This is a genomic window from Nonomuraea angiospora, from assembly GCF_014873145.1.
Classification (GTDB): domain Bacteria; phylum Actinomycetota; class Actinomycetes; order Streptosporangiales; family Streptosporangiaceae; genus Nonomuraea; species Nonomuraea angiospora.
In genome coordinates this window covers 9,537,465-9,552,027 of record NZ_JADBEK010000001.1, presented here as the reverse complement: position 1 = coordinate 9,552,027, position 14,563 = coordinate 9,537,465, and the positions used below count along the sequence as shown (strand labels likewise).

General features: G+C 69.6%; 14 protein-coding genes. 6 read left to right on the top strand and 8 right to left on the bottom strand.

Annotated features, from left to right (window positions below):
• Nucleotides 1-48 precede the first annotated feature (48 nt).
• Nucleotides 49-921, top strand: a complete 873-nt coding sequence (locus tag H4W80_RS44090; RefSeq protein ID WP_192790494.1) for a LysR family transcriptional regulator — start codon at nt 49-51, stop codon at nt 919-921.
• A gap of 39 nt (nt 922-960) precedes the next feature.
• Here the strand turns inward: H4W80_RS44090 and H4W80_RS44085 are convergent, their stop codons facing one another.
• From H4W80_RS44085 to H4W80_RS44065, 5 genes are all read right to left on the bottom strand, one after another.
• The gene (locus H4W80_RS44085) at nt 961-2,475 is read right to left on the bottom strand and encodes a glycoside hydrolase family 13 protein (RefSeq protein WP_192790493.1); all 1,515 of its coding nucleotides are present in this window, start codon (nt 2,473-2,475) and stop codon (nt 961-963) included.
• 4 nt (nt 2,476-2,479) lie between these two features.
• Nucleotides 2,480-3,433 (bottom strand): carbohydrate ABC transporter permease, encoded by a 954-nt coding sequence (locus H4W80_RS44080; RefSeq protein WP_225963991.1) that lies wholly within the window; start codon nt 3,431-3,433, stop codon nt 2,480-2,482.
• Nucleotides 3,430-4,296 (bottom strand): carbohydrate ABC transporter permease, encoded by an 867-nt coding sequence (locus tag H4W80_RS44075; RefSeq protein WP_192790492.1) that lies wholly within the window; start codon nt 4,294-4,296, stop codon nt 3,430-3,432. The genes H4W80_RS44080 and H4W80_RS44075 overlap by 4 nt, the downstream gene beginning before the upstream one ends.
• Before the next feature lie 5 nt (nt 4,297-4,301).
• On the bottom strand, nt 4,302-5,624 hold the full coding sequence (locus H4W80_RS44070) for an ABC transporter substrate-binding protein (protein WP_318787335.1): 1,323 nt from the start codon (nt 5,622-5,624) through the stop codon (nt 4,302-4,304).
• A gap of 193 nt (nt 5,625-5,817) precedes the next feature.
• Nucleotides 5,818-6,813: a LacI family DNA-binding transcriptional regulator gene (locus tag H4W80_RS44065; protein ID WP_192790490.1), complete on the bottom strand. Its 996-nt coding sequence runs from the start codon at nt 6,811-6,813 to the stop codon at nt 5,818-5,820.
• Between the two features lie 238 nt (nt 6,814-7,051).
• On the opposite strand from H4W80_RS44065, the gene H4W80_RS44060 reads away from it, so the two are divergent.
• Entirely contained in the window at nt 7,052-10,315 is a 3,264-nt protein-coding gene (locus H4W80_RS44060) for a discoidin domain-containing protein (protein WP_192790489.1), read from the top strand.
• On the opposite strand, the gene H4W80_RS44055 is transcribed toward H4W80_RS44060, so the two are convergent.
• Nucleotides 10,312-11,184 (bottom strand): sugar kinase, encoded by an 873-nt coding sequence (locus H4W80_RS44055; RefSeq protein ID WP_192790488.1) that lies wholly within the window; start codon nt 11,182-11,184, stop codon nt 10,312-10,314. The genes H4W80_RS44060 and H4W80_RS44055 overlap by 4 nt on opposite strands.
• 212 nt (nt 11,185-11,396) lie before the next feature.
• On the opposite strand from H4W80_RS44055, the gene H4W80_RS44050 reads away from it, so the two are divergent.
• From H4W80_RS44050 to H4W80_RS44035, 4 genes are all read left to right on the top strand, one after another.
• Nucleotides 11,397-12,095 carry a hypothetical protein gene (locus tag H4W80_RS44050; protein WP_192790487.1) on the top strand — a complete coding sequence of 233 codons (699 nt, stop codon included), beginning with the start codon at nt 11,397-11,399 and terminating at the stop codon, nt 12,093-12,095.
• A gap of 137 nt (nt 12,096-12,232) precedes the next feature.
• Nucleotides 12,233-12,937: a DUF4344 domain-containing metallopeptidase gene (locus H4W80_RS44045; RefSeq protein ID WP_192790486.1), complete on the top strand. Its 705-nt coding sequence runs from the start codon at nt 12,233-12,235 to the stop codon at nt 12,935-12,937.
• A 17-nt stretch (nt 12,938-12,954) separates the two neighbouring features.
• Complete coding sequence (locus H4W80_RS44040) at nt 12,955-13,659, top strand: maleylpyruvate isomerase family mycothiol-dependent enzyme (RefSeq protein WP_192790485.1); 705 nt, start codon at nt 12,955-12,957, stop codon at nt 13,657-13,659.
• Between the two features lie 22 nt (nt 13,660-13,681).
• Nucleotides 13,682-13,912 carry a DUF6343 family protein gene (locus H4W80_RS44035; protein ID WP_192790484.1) on the top strand — a complete coding sequence of 77 codons (231 nt, stop codon included), beginning with the start codon at nt 13,682-13,684 and terminating at the stop codon, nt 13,910-13,912.
• A gap of 39 nt (nt 13,913-13,951) precedes the next feature.
• Here the strand turns inward: H4W80_RS44035 and H4W80_RS44030 are convergent, their stop codons facing one another.
• Nucleotides 13,952-14,188: a DUF3040 domain-containing protein gene (locus H4W80_RS44030; RefSeq protein WP_192790483.1), complete on the bottom strand. Its 237-nt coding sequence runs from the start codon at nt 14,186-14,188 to the stop codon at nt 13,952-13,954.
• Nucleotides 14,189-14,310: 122 nt separating this feature from the next.
• Nucleotides 14,311-14,562 (bottom strand): type B 50S ribosomal protein L31, encoded by a 252-nt coding sequence (locus tag H4W80_RS44025; protein WP_192790482.1) that lies wholly within the window; start codon nt 14,560-14,562, stop codon nt 14,311-14,313.
• Nucleotide 14,563: the final 1 nt, after the last annotated feature.

The window sequence follows — 14,563 nt, the reverse complement described above, 5'->3', positions numbered from 1 at the left end:
GTCGCGGCTCACCAGCCCGTCCAAGACCGGCTGTTATAGCTTTTTGCTATGGATGCCCATATTCGGGATCTCAGGTATTTCGTGGCGGTCGCCGAGGAGCTGAGCTTCACCCGGGCGGCGGCCGAGCGGCTCTTCATCTCGCAGCCCTCGCTGAGCAGGCAGATCAGGCAGCTGGAGCTGTCGCTGCGGGCCAAGCTGTTCGAGCGCGACCGCCGTACCGTGGCGTTGACGGCGGCGGGGGCGGCGCTGCTGCCCGAGGCCCGGCGGATCATCGAGCAGTGGGAGGGCGCGCAGCGGGCGGTGGCGGCGGCGCGCGAGGAGCGGATGCTGGTCGTCGGGTTCCAGACGCGGATCGGGCGCGGGCTCGTGCCCTCCATCTCCTCCGCGCTGCCCGGCTGGGACCTGCGCTTCCGGCAGGTGCCGTGGAGCGACCCCACCGTGGGGCTGGGCGACGGCCAGGTCGACGTGGCCGTCGCGTGGCTGCCCGTGCCCGGCCACGAGTACGACTGGACGGTGGTCAGCACGGAGGAGCGCTGGGTGGCGCTGCCCGCCGACCATCCGCTGGCCGCCCGCCCCGAGGTCACGCTCGCCGACCTGGCCGGGGAGGCGTTCGTGGCGCTGCCGGTCTCCGCCGGGCCCATGCGGGACTTCTGGCTGGCCGGCGATCAACGGCCGGCGCCCGCCGTGGTGGGGGCGGAGGCGGAGACGGCCGAGGAGGCGTTCGAGCTGGTCGCGTCGGGGCGGGCCGTGGTGCTGGTCTCGGCCGGGAACGCCGAGCTCTACCGGCGTGACGACGTGGTCAGCCGGCCCGTGGTGGGGCTGCCGCCGAGCCGGCTGGCCGTCGTCTGGCGGCGCGGCGACCGGCGGCAGGCCGTGCGGCGGCTGGTGGACGCGTTCGTCACGTGCATGTGCGCCGCCTGAGGGCGGTGCCGGCCGCCCCCGGGCTGATGGTGCTCGGTGTCAGTCCCTCGTCAGCCAGGCCGTGGTGTCGGAGGGCAGCGCGCCGTCCTCCAGGGCGCCGCTGGCCAGGAGGAGCCGGCCCGCGGGCAGCGGAACCGGGTCGGGCCCCAGGTTGGTGACGCTCGTCAGGCCCGAGTCCCTGGTGAAGGCCAGGACCTCGCCGCCCGCCGGGAGCCAGGTCAGCGTGCCGTCCCCCAGCAGGTCACGGCGCAGGCCCAGGGCCGTCCGGTAGAGGTTGAGCATCGAGCCCAGGTCCGTGCGCTGGGCCTCGACCGTCAGCTTGCGCCAGCCCTCCGGCTGCGGCAACCACGGCGTGCCCGCGCCGAAGCCGAACGGGGGCTCCTCCCCCGACCACGGCAGCGGCACGCGGCAGCCGTCCCGGCCCGGGTTCGTCCCGCCCGACCTGGCGTACATCGGGTCCTGGCGGAGCTCGTCCGCGAGATCCTCGACCTCGGGGAGGCCCAGCTCCTCGCCCTGGTAGACGTACACGGAGCCGGGCAGCGCCATGGCCAGCAGGGCCGCCGCCCTGGCCCGCCGGTAGCCCAGCTCCAGGTCGGAGGGGGTGCCGTGGAGGCGGCCCCCGTGCGCGAACGTGGTGTCGGCGCGGCCGTACCGGGTGACCGGGCGCGTCACGTCGTGGTTGGACAGCACCCACGTCGGCGGGGCGCCGATGGGGGTGTGGGTGGCGAGGGTCAGGTCGATGACCCTGCGCAGCTCGGCCGGGTCCCACGGGCAGGACAGGAAGTCGAAGTTGAAGGCCGTGTGGAGCTCGTCGGGCCGCAGGTAGCGCGCGAAACGCTCCTGGTCGGGGAGCCAGACCTCCCCGATCAGGATGCGCTCGCCGTACTCGTCGGCCACCTCGCGCCACCGACGGTAGACGTCGTGGACCTCGTCGAGGTCTTCGTACTTCGTGTCCGACTTGATCAGCAGGGCGGCGGAGTCGATGCGCACGCCGTCCACGCCGCGGTCGAACCAGAACCGCAGCACGTCCTCGAACTCCCGGTGGACCTCGGGATTGGTCCAGTTGAAGTCCGGCTGCTCCGGGGCGAACAGGTGGAGGTACCACTGGCCGTCGGGGACCTGGGTCCAGGCCGAGCCGCCGAAGATGGACTGCCAGTCGTTCAGCGGCTCGTCGGCGAACCAGAAGCGCTCGCGCGCCGCGGGGTTCTCCAGAGCCTCCTTGAACCAGGCGCTCTCCGTGGAGCTGTGGTTCGGAACCACGTCGATGATGACCCTGATGTCGAGTTGGTGCGCCTCCTCGATGAACCGCTCGGCCTCGGACAGCGTGCCGAACACCGGCTCGATGTCGCGGTAGTCGGCCACGTCGTAGCCCCCGTCGGCCATCGGCGACGGGTACCACGGGTTCAGCCAGATGGCGTCGATCCCGAGATCCTTCAGGTACGGCAGGCGGGAGCGCAGGCCGGCCAGATCGCCGATCCCGTCACCGTTCCCGTCGGCGAAACTACGCAGGTAGACCTGGTAGATCGCGGCCCCCCGCCACCACGTTTGCGACATGCGCTTATCCCTTGATGCTTCCGGCGGTGAGCCCCGCCATGATGTGCCGTTGGAAGACGAAGAAGACGATGATCATGGGGATGCTGGCGATGACCAGCCCGCCCATGATCTGGTTCTGGGTCACCGCGCCCGCCGTCTGCGACAGGCCCACGCTGATCGTCATCTTCTCGCTGTCGGTCATGACCAGCAGCGGCAGGACGAAGTCCTTGAACGCGGTGACGATCGTGAAGATGGAGACCACGCCCAGGATCGGCCTGGAGACCGGCAGCACGACCGACCACAGCACCCGCAGCGGGCCCGCGCCGTCGATCTGCGCCGCCTCGATCAGCTCCCGCGGGATCGAGTCGAAGAACCGCTTGAGCAGGAAGATGTTGAAGCCGTTCGCCGCCGCCGGGAACCACAGGCCCCAGGCGTTGTTGAGCAGGCCCAGGTCAACGATCGTGACGTAGAGCGGGATGAGGATGACCATGGGCGGGATCATCAGCGTGGCCAGCATCGCGCCGAGGATCACGTTGCCGAACATCGGGCGCAGCTTCGACAGCGCGTACGCCGCCGTGACGTCCACCGCCATGGAGAACAGCCACGCGCCCAGCGCGTAGTACGCGGTGTTCGCCAGCAGCGTGCCGATGTCGAACAGGTCCCAGGCCTCGAAGAACGCCTCCAGCGTCGGATCGGCCGGGACGAGCGACGGCGGCATCTCGGCGATCTCCTCCGGCGTCTTCATGGCGCCGGTGATCATCCAGTAGAGCGGGAAGACGAAGGCCAGCGTGAAGACCACGATGACGGCGATCAGCACCAGCCAGTAGATCCGCCGGCCCCACCTGCTGTTGAGCTGGTGCGGCGAGACGATCGTGCGGAACTGCACCTGGATCGGTTTCGGCGACCTTCGCCGCCGCGTCGGCCTCGCCCTGCCGGGCGGCTCGGACACCGGGGCCCGCCTGTGTTCGGTAGCCGTCATGCCCTGTCCTCACGGGTCGTCCTGAGCTGGAAGGCCGCGAAGACGAGGAGCGCGAGCATGAGCAGCATGCCGAGCGCGCCCGCCTGGCCGTAGTTCATCTGCGAGAAGGCGAACTGGTACATCAGGTATGCGACGCTCACGGTCGCGTTCTCCGGGCCGCCGCCGGTCAGCATGTACGGCTCGATGAACACCTGCATGGTCGCCACGATCTGCAGCATCAGCATGAGCAGCAGGATCAGCCGGGTCTGCGGGATCGTGACGTGCCTGATCCGCTTGAGGATCCCGGCCCCGTCGAGCTCGGCGGCCTCGTACAGCTCGGGCGGGATGTTCTGCAGCGCCGCCAGGTAGATCAGCGTCGCGCTGCCCATGTTCATCCAGGTCGAGACGAGGACCAGGGAGATCAGGGCGGTCGACGACGAGTCCAGCCAGGCCAGCGGCGGCAGGTGGAAGAAGTCCAGCACCTGGTTGAACAGCCCGGGCCCCGGATCGTAGAACCACCTGAACAGCAGCACCGCCACGATCGGCGGCAGCATGACCGGCAGGTAGACCACGAACCGCAGGTAGGCCCGGGCGTGGCGCAGCTCGTTGAGGACGAGCGCGACGACGAACGGCACGGCATAGCCGCACAGCAGCGCGAGCAGCGTGAACTCCACGGTGTTCAGCCAGGCCTCGCCGAAGGCCGGGTCCTGGACCGCCGCCTTGAAGTTGTCCAGCCCCACCCAGGTGGGCGGGTTGATCAGGTCGGTCTTCTGGAAGCTCAGAATGAACTCCCTGACCATCGGATACCAGGCGAACACCGTGAAACAGATCAGGGCCGCGCAGAGGAACCCGTAGGCCGTCAGGTTGCGCCGCAAGATTCCCATCGAGGTCAGCCCTTGGCCGCCAGCATGGAGTTCGCCTTGGTCTCGGCGTCCGTCAGGAGCTGGTCGACGCTGGCGTCCTTACGGCTCAGCACGCCCGACATGACCACGTCGAGGATGGCGTACAGCTCCTGCGCGTGCGCCGGCTCGGCCTTGGGCGGGATCGTCGCGGCGGCCTGCACGTACGGCGCGTAGTTCGTGACCGGCAGCGAGGCGTTCTTCTCGCGGTCGGCCTGGATGGCCTTGCCCGTCGCCGAGTCACCGTAGACGGCGTTGTCGGGCACGCCGACCGGGTTGCCGATGGCCTTGCCGCGGGCGAAGTCGAAGCGGCCCTTGCCGACGGTGTTGAAGCGGAAGTCGACCCACTCCAGGCCCGCCTTGGCCTCCTCGGGGGTGGCCTTCGGGTTGATCATGAACGCTTCGCCGCCGCTCAGCGACGCCTTGGCCTCGGGGAAGCCGGTGATGCCGTAGTCGGCGACGTTGCCCTTGAACTTGTTGACCACGTCGGTGACCACGTCGGGCGCGCCCAGCATCATGCCGACCTTGCCGCTGCCCATGGCCATCATGAGCGACTCCCAGCCGACCAGGAGCTTGTTGCCCATGCTGTTGTCGACCCAGCGCATGTCGTGCAGGTTCTGCAGCACGGCCTTGCCCTCGGGCGAGTTGAACGCGGCCTTCTTGTTGTCGGGGGTCAGGATGCTGCCGCCGCGGCCGTAGATGGCCTGGGTGAAGTGCCAGCCGCCGGTGTTGCCGCCGGAGTACTCGCCGTAGCCGACGTAGCCGGGGCCGAGCGCGGCGATCTTCTTGGCGGCCTCGCGGACCTCGGCCCACGTCTTGGGCGGGGTGTCGGGGTCGAGGCCGGCCTTGGTGAACAGGGAGCGGTTGTAGACCAGGCCGACGCCGTAGTGGACGTTCGGCACGCCGTACACCTTGCCGTCCTTGGTCACCAGCTCGCGCACGTCGGGGCGCAGGTCGTTCCAGTTCTTGATGCTGCCGGTGTACTGCGTGATGTCGAGCGCCTGGCCCTGGCCGATGACGTCGTCGTAGTTCGTCACCGGGACCACGAAGACGGTCTCCATCTGGCCGCCGGCCAGCTTGGGGCCGAACGTCTTGGGGTCGAAGCAGGGCTGCTGGTCCGTGCTCTTGACCGTCACGCCCGGGTGCGCCTTCATGAACGTGGCCACGTCGTCGTCCCAGGCCTGGCGCTCCTTCGGCGCGGACTTGGCGGGCTGGCAGGCCACCGTGATCGTCACGGCCTTGGCACCGCCGGCGCCGGCTGACGGGGTGGCGGGGTTGCCGGAGCCGCAGGCTGTGGCTGAGAGGCCGAGCACGGATACGAGCAAGAGCCCAGTGGATCTCCGCATGGTCTGACCCTTCTGATGCGAGGTGCCCACACCATAGGATCGGGGACGGATGTTCGCAATATTTCGACTTCATATTGCAAGATAACGACTGAGTTACGTGGCCCTCCGCACGGGCTGAGGCCCCCCGGGGGGAGGTGGGGGCACGGGGCGGGCTCGGCCGCTAAGCCGCCGAGCGGGGGCGGGCGGTGGAGGCGCGGACCACGAGCTCCGGCTCGAACAGCAGCTCGTCCGCCGGCACCACCGCCTTGTCGATCTGCGCGACCAGCAGGTCGACAGCGGCCCGGCCCATGGCGTCGATCGGCTGGCGGACCGTGGTCAGCGGCGGATCGGTGCAGTTCATCAGGGCCGAGTCGTCGAAGCCGATGACCGAGATGTCCCCCGGCACGGAGAGCCCCGCCCGGCGGGCCGCCCTGATCGTGCCCAGCGCGAGCAGGTCGCTGGCGCAGATCACGCCGGTCACCCCGCGCTTGACCAGCCGGGCGGCGGCCGCGTGCCCGCCCTCCAGCGAGAACATCGTGTGCTCGACCAGCCCGGGATCCCCGCCCTCGGCCTGGAACGTCTCCAGCTTGCGCCGCGACGGCATGTGGTCCTTCGGCCCGAGCACCATGCCGACCCGCTCGTGGCCGAGCGCGCGCAGGTGGGCCAGGGCCATCTCGGCGGCCACCGTGTCGTCGCACGACACCTGCGGGAAGTCGAGGTGCTGGACGGCCGCGTTCACCAGCACGGTCGGCAGCTTGCGCTCGTGCAGCAGCTCGTAGTGCCCGTGCGCGGCGTCGGCCTGGGCGTAGAAGCCACCGGCGAAGACGACGCCGCTGACCTGCTGCTGGAGCAGCAGGTCCACGTAGTCGGCCTCGGAGACGCCGCCGACCGTGCGGGTGCACAGCACGGAGGTGAACCCCTGCTGGGCCAGCGCGCCGCCGACCACCTCCGCGAAGGCCGGGAAGATCGGGTTCTGCAGCTCGGGGAGCACGAGGCCGACCAGCCGGGCCCGGTCGCCGCGCAGCTGGGTGGGGCGCTCGTAGCCGAGCACGTCGAGGGCGGTCAGCACGGCCTCGCGGGTCGCGTCGGAGACCCCGGGCTTGCCGTTGAGCACCCGGCTCACCGTCGCCTCGCTGACTCCGACTTTCTTGGCCACCTCTGCGAGTCGTCGCGTCATGCGCAAACTATACGGCCTTCAGCGCAAGCGCTTGCAACGGCTTACGTTGATCCGACGTCAGGCTTTGCGCCGCCTCCGCAGCGTTCTCCCAGCCCTCGCAAGTTCCTGACCAGCAAGGGAAGACCGCGGGCGGCACTTCCTGTCAGTCAACTGTTTGCGAAATCTCGTCGAAATATTGCGGCTATCTGCTCGACATCCTATGGTTCGGCCATCCGTCCTACCCGGAAGGGCCACCCCCATGAGAGCACTCTTAGCCGCCCTTACGTTAGTCCTCGGATTCCTGGCCACACCCGCCTACGCGGCGGCCGACACCAACCTCGCGGCCGGCAGGACCGCCACCGCGAGCAGCTCCACCGACGTCTACGCCGCCCCCAACGTGACCGACGGCAACCAGGCCACCTACTGGGAGTCGGCCAACAACGCCTTCCCGCAATGGGTCCAGGTCGACCTCGGCGTCAGCGCGAGCGTCAACAAGCTCGTGCTGAAGCTGCCGTCCGGCTGGCCGAGCCGTACCCAGACGCTGACCGTCCAGGGCAGCACGACCGGCTCCCCCTTCAGCACGATCGTCGCCTCGGCGACGTACACCTTCAACCCGACCGCGACGATCACCTTCGCCCCCACGACCGCCCGCTACGTCCGGCTGCAGATCACCGCGAACACCGGCTGGCCCGCGGGCCAGCTCTCCGAGTTCGAGGTGTGGGGCAGCGCGCCGGACAACCCGCCGCCGGGCGGCGCCAACCTGGCGCTCGGCAAGGCGATCACCGAGTCCTCGCACACCCACACGTACGTGGCCGCCAACGCCAACGACGACAACCTGCAGACGTACTGGGAGGGCGCGGCCTACCCCGGCACGCTGACCGTGCAGCTCGGCGCCAACGCCGACCTGAGCTCGATCACCCTCAAGCTCAACCCCGACCCCGCCTGGGCCAGGCGGACCCAGACCATCCAGGTGCTGGGCCGGGAGCAGAGCGCGAGCGCCTTCAGCACCCTGGTCGCACAGGCCGTCTACACCTTCGACCCGGCCACCGGCAACTCCGTGACGATCCCGGTGACCGGTAAGGCCGCCGACGTCCGGCTGCAGATCACCGCCAACTCGGGCGCGCCGGGCGGGCAGGTGGCCGAGTTCCAGATCTTCGGCACCCCGTCGGCCAATCCCGACCTGACCGTGGGCGATCTCTCGTCGTCCCCGGCCGCGCCGGTCGAGACCGACGCGGTCACGCTGTCGGCCACGGTCAGGAACGCGGGCACCGCGGCCGCCGCCGCGACCTCCGTGAACTTCTACGCGGGCACCACCAAGGTCGGCAGCGCGAACGTGGGCGCGCTGGCCGCGGGGGCGTCGGCCACCGTGTCCGCGAACATCGGCGCCAGGGACGCCGGGACCTACCCGCTGTCCGCCAAGGTGGACGAGGACGGCAAGGTCGTCGAGCTGAACGAGGCCAACAACACCGCCACCGGCACCCTGACCGTGAAGCCGGTCGACACGGCCGACCTGATCGCCTCCCCCGTCGCCTGGACGCCGGGCAATCCGGCCGCGGGCAACACGGTGACGTTCTCGGTGGCGATCAAGAACCAGGGCACGGTGGCCTCCAGCGGCGGCTCCCACGGCATCACGCTCACCGTCACGAACGGCTCCGGCACCGTCGTCAAGACCCTGACCGGCTCGACCGCCGGCGCCATCGCGGCGGGCGCGACCACGAGCCCGGTGAGCCTGGGCACGTGGACCGCGGCCAACGGCAAATACACGGTGAAGACGGTGCTCGCCGACGACGCCAACGAGCTGCCCGTCAAGCGCGCCAACAACACCAGCGAGCTGCCGCTGTTCGTGGGCCGCGGCGCGAACATGCCGTACGACACGTACGAGGCCGAGGACGCCGTGATCGGCGGCGGGGCCACGCGCGTGGGCCCGAGCAGGGACATCGGCACGATCGCCGGCGAGGCGTCCGGGCGGCGCGCGGTGACGCTCAACCAGACCGGCGCGTACGTCGAGTTCACCACCAGGGCGGACACGAACACCCTGGTCACCCGCTTCTCCATGCCCGACGCGGCGGGCGGCGGCGGGCTCAGCTCGACCCTGAACGTCTACGTCAACGGCTCGTTCCTCAAGGCCGTCAACCTGACCTCCCGCTACGCCTGGCTCTACGGCGCCGAGGCCAGTCCCACCAACTCCCCCGGCTCTGGACCGCCCAGGCACATCTACGACGAGGCGAACGTGCTCCTCGGCGCCACCGTGCCCAAGGGCAGCACGATCAGGCTGCAGAAGGACGTGGCCAACACCCAGACGTACGCGATCGACTTCGTGGACTTCGAGCAGGCGACCCCGGTCGCGAACCCGGACCCGGCGAAGTACGCCGTACCGACCGGTTTCACCCACCAGGACGTGCAGAACGCGCTCGACAAGGCCCGCATGGACGCCAATCTGACCGGCGTCTACCTGCCGCAGGGCGACTACCAGACCTCGGGCAAGTTCCAGGTGTACGGCAAGGCCGTCAAGATCGTCGGCGCGGGCCCCTGGTTCACCAGGTTCTACTCCCCCACCGGCCAGGACAACACCGACGTGGGCTTCCGCACGGAGTCCTCGGCCAACGGCTCGACGTTCGCGAACTTCGCCTACTTCGGCAACTACACCTCGCGCATCGACGGCCCCGGCAAGGTCTTCGACTTCTCGAACGTGGCCAACATGACGATCGACAACGTCTGGGCCGAGCACCAGATCTGCCTCTACTGGGGCACGAACACGGACAACATCACGATCAGGAACTCGCGGATCCGCAACCTGTTCGCCGACGGCCTGAACATGACCAACGGCAGCACCGGCAACCACGTCACCAACGTCGAGGCCAGGGCCACCGGCGACGACAGCTTCGCGCTGTTCTCGGCCACCGACAACAACCCCGGCGAGCAGACCGGCAACGTCTTCGAGAACCTGACCTCGCTGCTCACCTGGCGGGCCGCGGGCGTGGCCGTGTACGGCGGCTACGACAACACCTTCAGGAACATCTACGTCGCGGACACGCTGACCTACCCGGGCGTCACGATCAGCTCGCTGGACTTCGGGATCCCGATGAACGGGTTCGGCGCCAGCCCGCCGACGACGTTCGACAACATCTCGCTGGTCCGGGCGGGCGGGCACTTCTGGGGGCAGCAGACGTTCCCGGCGCTGTGGCTGTTCTCCTCCTCCAAGGTGTTCCAGGGCATCCGCGTCAACAACCTGGACATCGTGGACCCGACGTACAGCGGGATCATGTTCCAGACCGGCTACTCCGGCAGCGCGCCGCTGAACCCGGTCAAGGACACGATCCTCACGAACGTCTCGATCAGCGGGGCGCAGAAGAGCGGCGACGCCTTCGACGCCAAGTCCGGGTTCGGCATCTGGGTGAACGAGCTGCCCGAGCCGGGGCAGGGCCCGGCCGTCGGGTCGGCCACGATCAACAACCTGAAGTTCAGCAACAACTACCAGAACATCAAGAACACGACCTCGACCTTCACGCTGACCACGAACTAGAGGTCTGACCTGGTGGGCAACCCCTGCCAGTCGCTGACGCTGGTCACCGCGGCGGCGCTCAACAGCGCCCCGCGGTGCAGGCGCTCCTGGGGGATGAGGCCGTCGAGCGCGGCGCTGATGTAACCGGCCGCGAACGCCTCCCCCGCGCCGGCCGTGTCCACGATGGGGACCTGCCAGCCCGGCACGTCGTAGCGCATCCGGTCGGCGCGCACGCTCGCGCCCTTGGCGCCGCGGTCCACCACGACCTCGCGCTCCGGCGTGAGTGCGGGCTTGACCAGGTCGAGCTCGTCCTGGCGGAGGAAGAGCAGGTGCGATTCGCAGGCCAGCTCGCCCAGCACCTCCTCGGCCTCGCGCACCGACGGCCACAGCTCGGGCACGTAGTCGACGGAGAAGGAGATCATCACCCCGGCGTTCTTCGCGGCGCTCACGGCGGTGCGCACCGCGTCGAGCGCGTCCCGGCCGAGGCCCGCCGTGAGCCCGGTCACGTGGAGCATCTTCGACGCCGCGATCCGGTCGATCGGCACGTTGCCCGGAGTGAGCCGCGAGCCCGCCGAGCCCGCGCGGTACTGCGTCACTTTCAGTGAGCGGCCGACGCGGGACTCCCTGAGGATCAGCCCCGTGCGCAGCCCCTCGGACACGCGCATGTCCGTGACGTCCACGCCCTCGCCCCTGAGCGCGGTGAGCGCCCTCGCGCCCAGCTCGTCATCGCCCACCTTGCCCAGGTACGCACTGCGGTGCCCGAGCCTGGCCAGCGCGATGGCCAGGGTGAACTCGGGCCCGCACACGTCCAGCCGGGCTTCGCTCTCGTGGCGAACCCGGCCGCTGGAGACGACTCCCAAGGGCTCGCCGAGCGTGTAGACGTCGGTCATGCGCCAGACTGTAGCCGGTCAAGTACTTTCCTCGCATAACCGCTGGTGATCAGCGTGATCAAATATTTTCTGTAACTTTAGCCAACCTTTTCCCCTTCTCATGGCTCAAAGTAGTAAAGGGGTCGGCCACCCCGAGCCGGCTCCAAGTCAATACGGGGAGAGGAATCAGCACCCTCATGAGAAAGATCGCACTTGGTATCGTTTCCGCCCTTGTGGGCGGGGCCATGCTGATGTCGGGCGCGAGCACTGCTTCGGCGGCCACCAAGGTGGACACCCAGCTCAAGATCCGCGACATCGACCCTAATCCGGTCGTGGTGGAGCCCGGCTCCGAGACGACCGCGTACTTCGACATCGGGGCCAGCTCCGACGTCAAGAAGGTCGAGCTCAGCGTGGCGCCCGAGGGCGCCCGCACGCTCCGCGCCAAGGACGTCAAGGACCTCGAGGGCTGGCGCTTCGCCGTCGGCTTCACCGAGGGCGACCCTCAGGGCAAGTGGCAGGCCACCGCTGTAGCCTTCGACTCTGCCGGCAAGCAGATCGCGACGGACACGGCGTTCTTCTCGGTCGAGCTCGAGAAGAGCAAGTCCGAGACTCGTATCTCGCGCTTCTCCGCCGACCCGTACAAGATCCGCAAGGGTCGTACGATCGAGTTCTCCGGCCGTCTCCAGGTGGATGACGACGGCTGGGAGGGCGTCCGCGGCGAGAAGGTGAACGTCTACTTCCGCGCCAACGGCTCCAGCGGCTGGAAGTGGGTCGCCTCCGCCAAGACCAAGTGGGGCGGCAAGTTCTACGCCGAGACCCGCGCCTACAAGAGCGGCACCTTCCGCGCCGTGTTCGACGGCAACGACGAGCTCGACGGTGCCAAGAGCCGCACGGACTCCGTGCGGGTCTACGGCAGCTGGTGGCGTCGTTAATCCATAGGACGGAGGCCCGGTCCCTTCCCAGGGGCCGGGCCTTCGGGCTTTTCGGGGGCCCTCAGGTTTAGGGATCACGCTTTGCGCGCATGGACAGTCGCATTGCGTGGATCTACCGACCCCCGAAGGAGCCTCGTATGCCGCATCCCCTCATCGCCCTCGTCCTGAGTATGACGAGCACGCTGGGGGCGGCGCCTTCATCCGAACTGTCCGTACGCTACGAGCGGCCGGGCTCGCCGAGCGCCGAGCAGGCCAGGGAGCTCCTCAAGGACGGCGACGCGCTCAAGACCCGGATCCGGCTGCCCGCGCCGGTCAAGGTCGTCGCCCGTGACTGCGACGCGGCGGATGCCGCCTGGGACCAGGAGGAGCGCCGGATCACCATCTGCTACCAGCTCGTGGACAAGGTGCGCCGCGTGATGGACGGCATCTCCGAGACCGAGGAGACCGACGCCCGTACCAGGTCCGCCCGCATGGACGGCGCGCTGTCCGTGCTCTTCCACCACCAGCTCGGCCACGCCCTGGCCACGCTGAACGGCCTGGCCGACAGCGAGGAGCAGGCCGACCAGTTCGCGGCGCTGACGCTCGCCTCCGACGCGCCCAAGCGCGTGGTGGCCGCCGCCGAGGCCCGCCACCTGCTCGCCGGCCACTCCGGCATCGACCATCTGTCGGGGCCGCCCGAATCGGCCACGTTCGCCTGCCTCCTGTACGGCGCCGACCCCGGCAAATACGACCGGATCGCCCAGGGCGGCTGGGTCCCGCCCGAGCGGGCGCCCTCCTGCGCCGGCGAGTACGACCGGGTCAGGTCCGCCGTCGGATCGATGGCCGTGAAAGCGGGCACGTAGCGGGTAGCGTCCGGAGTATGGCCGACGAGCTGCTCAAACACTTCAATCCGTTCGACATCTTCGACGCGGAGGCCGCCCGGCTCGACCGGTTCTTCAGCGGGCTCGACGAGGCCGGCTGGCGGCGGCCGTCCCGGTGCGAGGGATGGTCGGTGCGCGACGTGCTGGGCCACCTGGCGGGCGAGGAGCTGTACAACCACGCCTGCCTCGACGGGACCGTGCAGGACCTGCTGACCGGGCTCTCCACGGCCGGTGTGTCCGGCTACAACGACTTCAACGAGTGGTCGGTGCGGCAGCGGCGCGACCGGCCCGTGGCGGAAGTGCTGGAGGAATGGCGGGCCCAGAACGGCGAGACGCGCCGCCGCATGCGCGAGCTCGGCCCCGGCGGGCTGATCGACACCATGGCCGGCCCCTACCCGTGCGGCCGGCAGGCCTTCCACTACGACTCCGAGTACGCCACCCACGCCGACGACGTCGGCGCGCCCGTCCCCGAGGCCGAGGCCGACGGGCGGACGCTGTGGCGGGTGGCGGTGGGGCGGTTCGTGCTGGCCGAGCAGGAGGCCAAGGTGCAGGTGGAGCAGACGGCCGACGAGATCTGGGCCGCCGTGGACGGGGTCACGGCCTCGCTGTCGTACCCCGAGTTCGTGGAGGCCACGGTGGGGCGGCTGCCCGCGTCGCACGGGATCGACCCGCGCGTCGTCGCGGCCCTGAGGTGCCTCGCCTGACCGTACGGAAAGGGGACAGACCATGTGGCTGCGTAACCGGGCGGGCACGGAGCCGGTGACCGCACGCAGCCCGCTGCGCGCCCGGCGGATCCTGTCGCTGGTCGCGCTGGTGCTGGGGATGGCGGCGGCGGTGCTCTTCGCGGTGCTCGCCGCGAACACGGGGGCGGAGGTCTGGCGCTGGGAGGCCGCGATCGCCGCCGTGGTGGCCGTCGTGGCCGCCGCCGACCTGGCGCTGCTGCGCCGGCGGCGCTGACTGCTCGGTCTCAGGTGGTCAGTACGGCGAGGCTTGCTCTCAGGTGGTCAGTACGGCGAGCAGGAGCAGGAAGATCACGAGCGCGCCGGCCGTGAAGATCATCCAGACGTGCGCTAGCACCCACCTGCGCAGGCGATCACCGTACGCCCGGGGGAAGTCCCCGTCCGATTCGATCTTGTTGATCGCCGCGACGCGCCTGGCCAGCTCGGGGTCCTCTCGCTCGAGGGCCTCCTCGATCTCAGCGAGAATGCGGCGTTCCTTCCCAGAGAGACTCATCGCCATCACCACTGCTCCGACGCCGGTGACCACCTTTTACCCAGCAGTAGCGCAGGCATGCCCCCACTGGCGGACCGGCGCGGCTTCCCCCGCGGGCACACCCGTGCCCGCGGGGCCACCCGTCACTTGCGGCGGTTCGCGTAGCGCTGGTTGAAGCGCTCGACGCGGCCCGCGGTGTCGAGGATGCGGCCGCGGCCGGTGTAGAAGGGGTGGCTGGCGGACGAGACGTCCACGTCGACGACCGGGTACGTCCTGCCGTCCTCCCACTCGATCGTCCTGTCGCTGGTGAGGGTCGAGCGCGTAAGGAACGCGAACCCGACGCTCGGGTCACGGAAGACGACGGGGCCGTACGCGGGGTGCAGGTTCTTCTTCATG

Bases quoted from the DNA above. Each gene is read 5' to 3' on its own strand.
- H4W80_RS44090 (WP_192790494.1), top strand. From the start codon at position 49: ATGGATGCCCATATTCGGGATCTCAGGTATTTCGTGGCGGTCGCCGAG.
- H4W80_RS44085 (WP_192790493.1), bottom strand. From the start codon at position 2,475: ATGTCGCAAACGTGGTGGCGGGGGGCCGCGATCTACCAGGTCTACCTG.
- H4W80_RS44080 (WP_225963991.1), bottom strand. From the start codon at position 3,433: ATGACGGCTACCGAACACAGGCGGGCCCCGGTGTCCGAGCCGCCCGGC.
- H4W80_RS44075 (WP_192790492.1), bottom strand. From the start codon at position 4,296: ATGGGAATCTTGCGGCGCAACCTGACGGCCTACGGGTTCCTCTGCGCG.
- H4W80_RS44065 (WP_192790490.1), bottom strand. From the start codon at position 6,813: ATGACGCGACGACTCGCAGAGGTGGCCAAGAAAGTCGGAGTCAGCGAG.
- H4W80_RS44060 (WP_192790489.1), top strand. From the start codon at position 7,052: ATGAGAGCACTCTTAGCCGCCCTTACGTTAGTCCTCGGATTCCTGGCC.
- H4W80_RS44055 (WP_192790488.1), bottom strand. From the start codon at position 11,184: ATGACCGACGTCTACACGCTCGGCGAGCCCTTGGGAGTCGTCTCCAGC.
- H4W80_RS44045 (WP_192790486.1), top strand. From the start codon at position 12,233: ATGCCGCATCCCCTCATCGCCCTCGTCCTGAGTATGACGAGCACGCTG.
- H4W80_RS44040 (WP_192790485.1), top strand. From the start codon at position 12,955: ATGGCCGACGAGCTGCTCAAACACTTCAATCCGTTCGACATCTTCGAC.
- H4W80_RS44035 (WP_192790484.1), top strand. From the start codon at position 13,682: ATGTGGCTGCGTAACCGGGCGGGCACGGAGCCGGTGACCGCACGCAGC.
- H4W80_RS44030 (WP_192790483.1), bottom strand. From the start codon at position 14,188: ATGAGTCTCTCTGGGAAGGAACGCCGCATTCTCGCTGAGATCGAGGAG.
- H4W80_RS44025 (WP_192790482.1), bottom strand. From the start codon at position 14,562: ATGAAGAAGAACCTGCACCCCGCGTACGGCCCCGTCGTCTTCCGTGAC.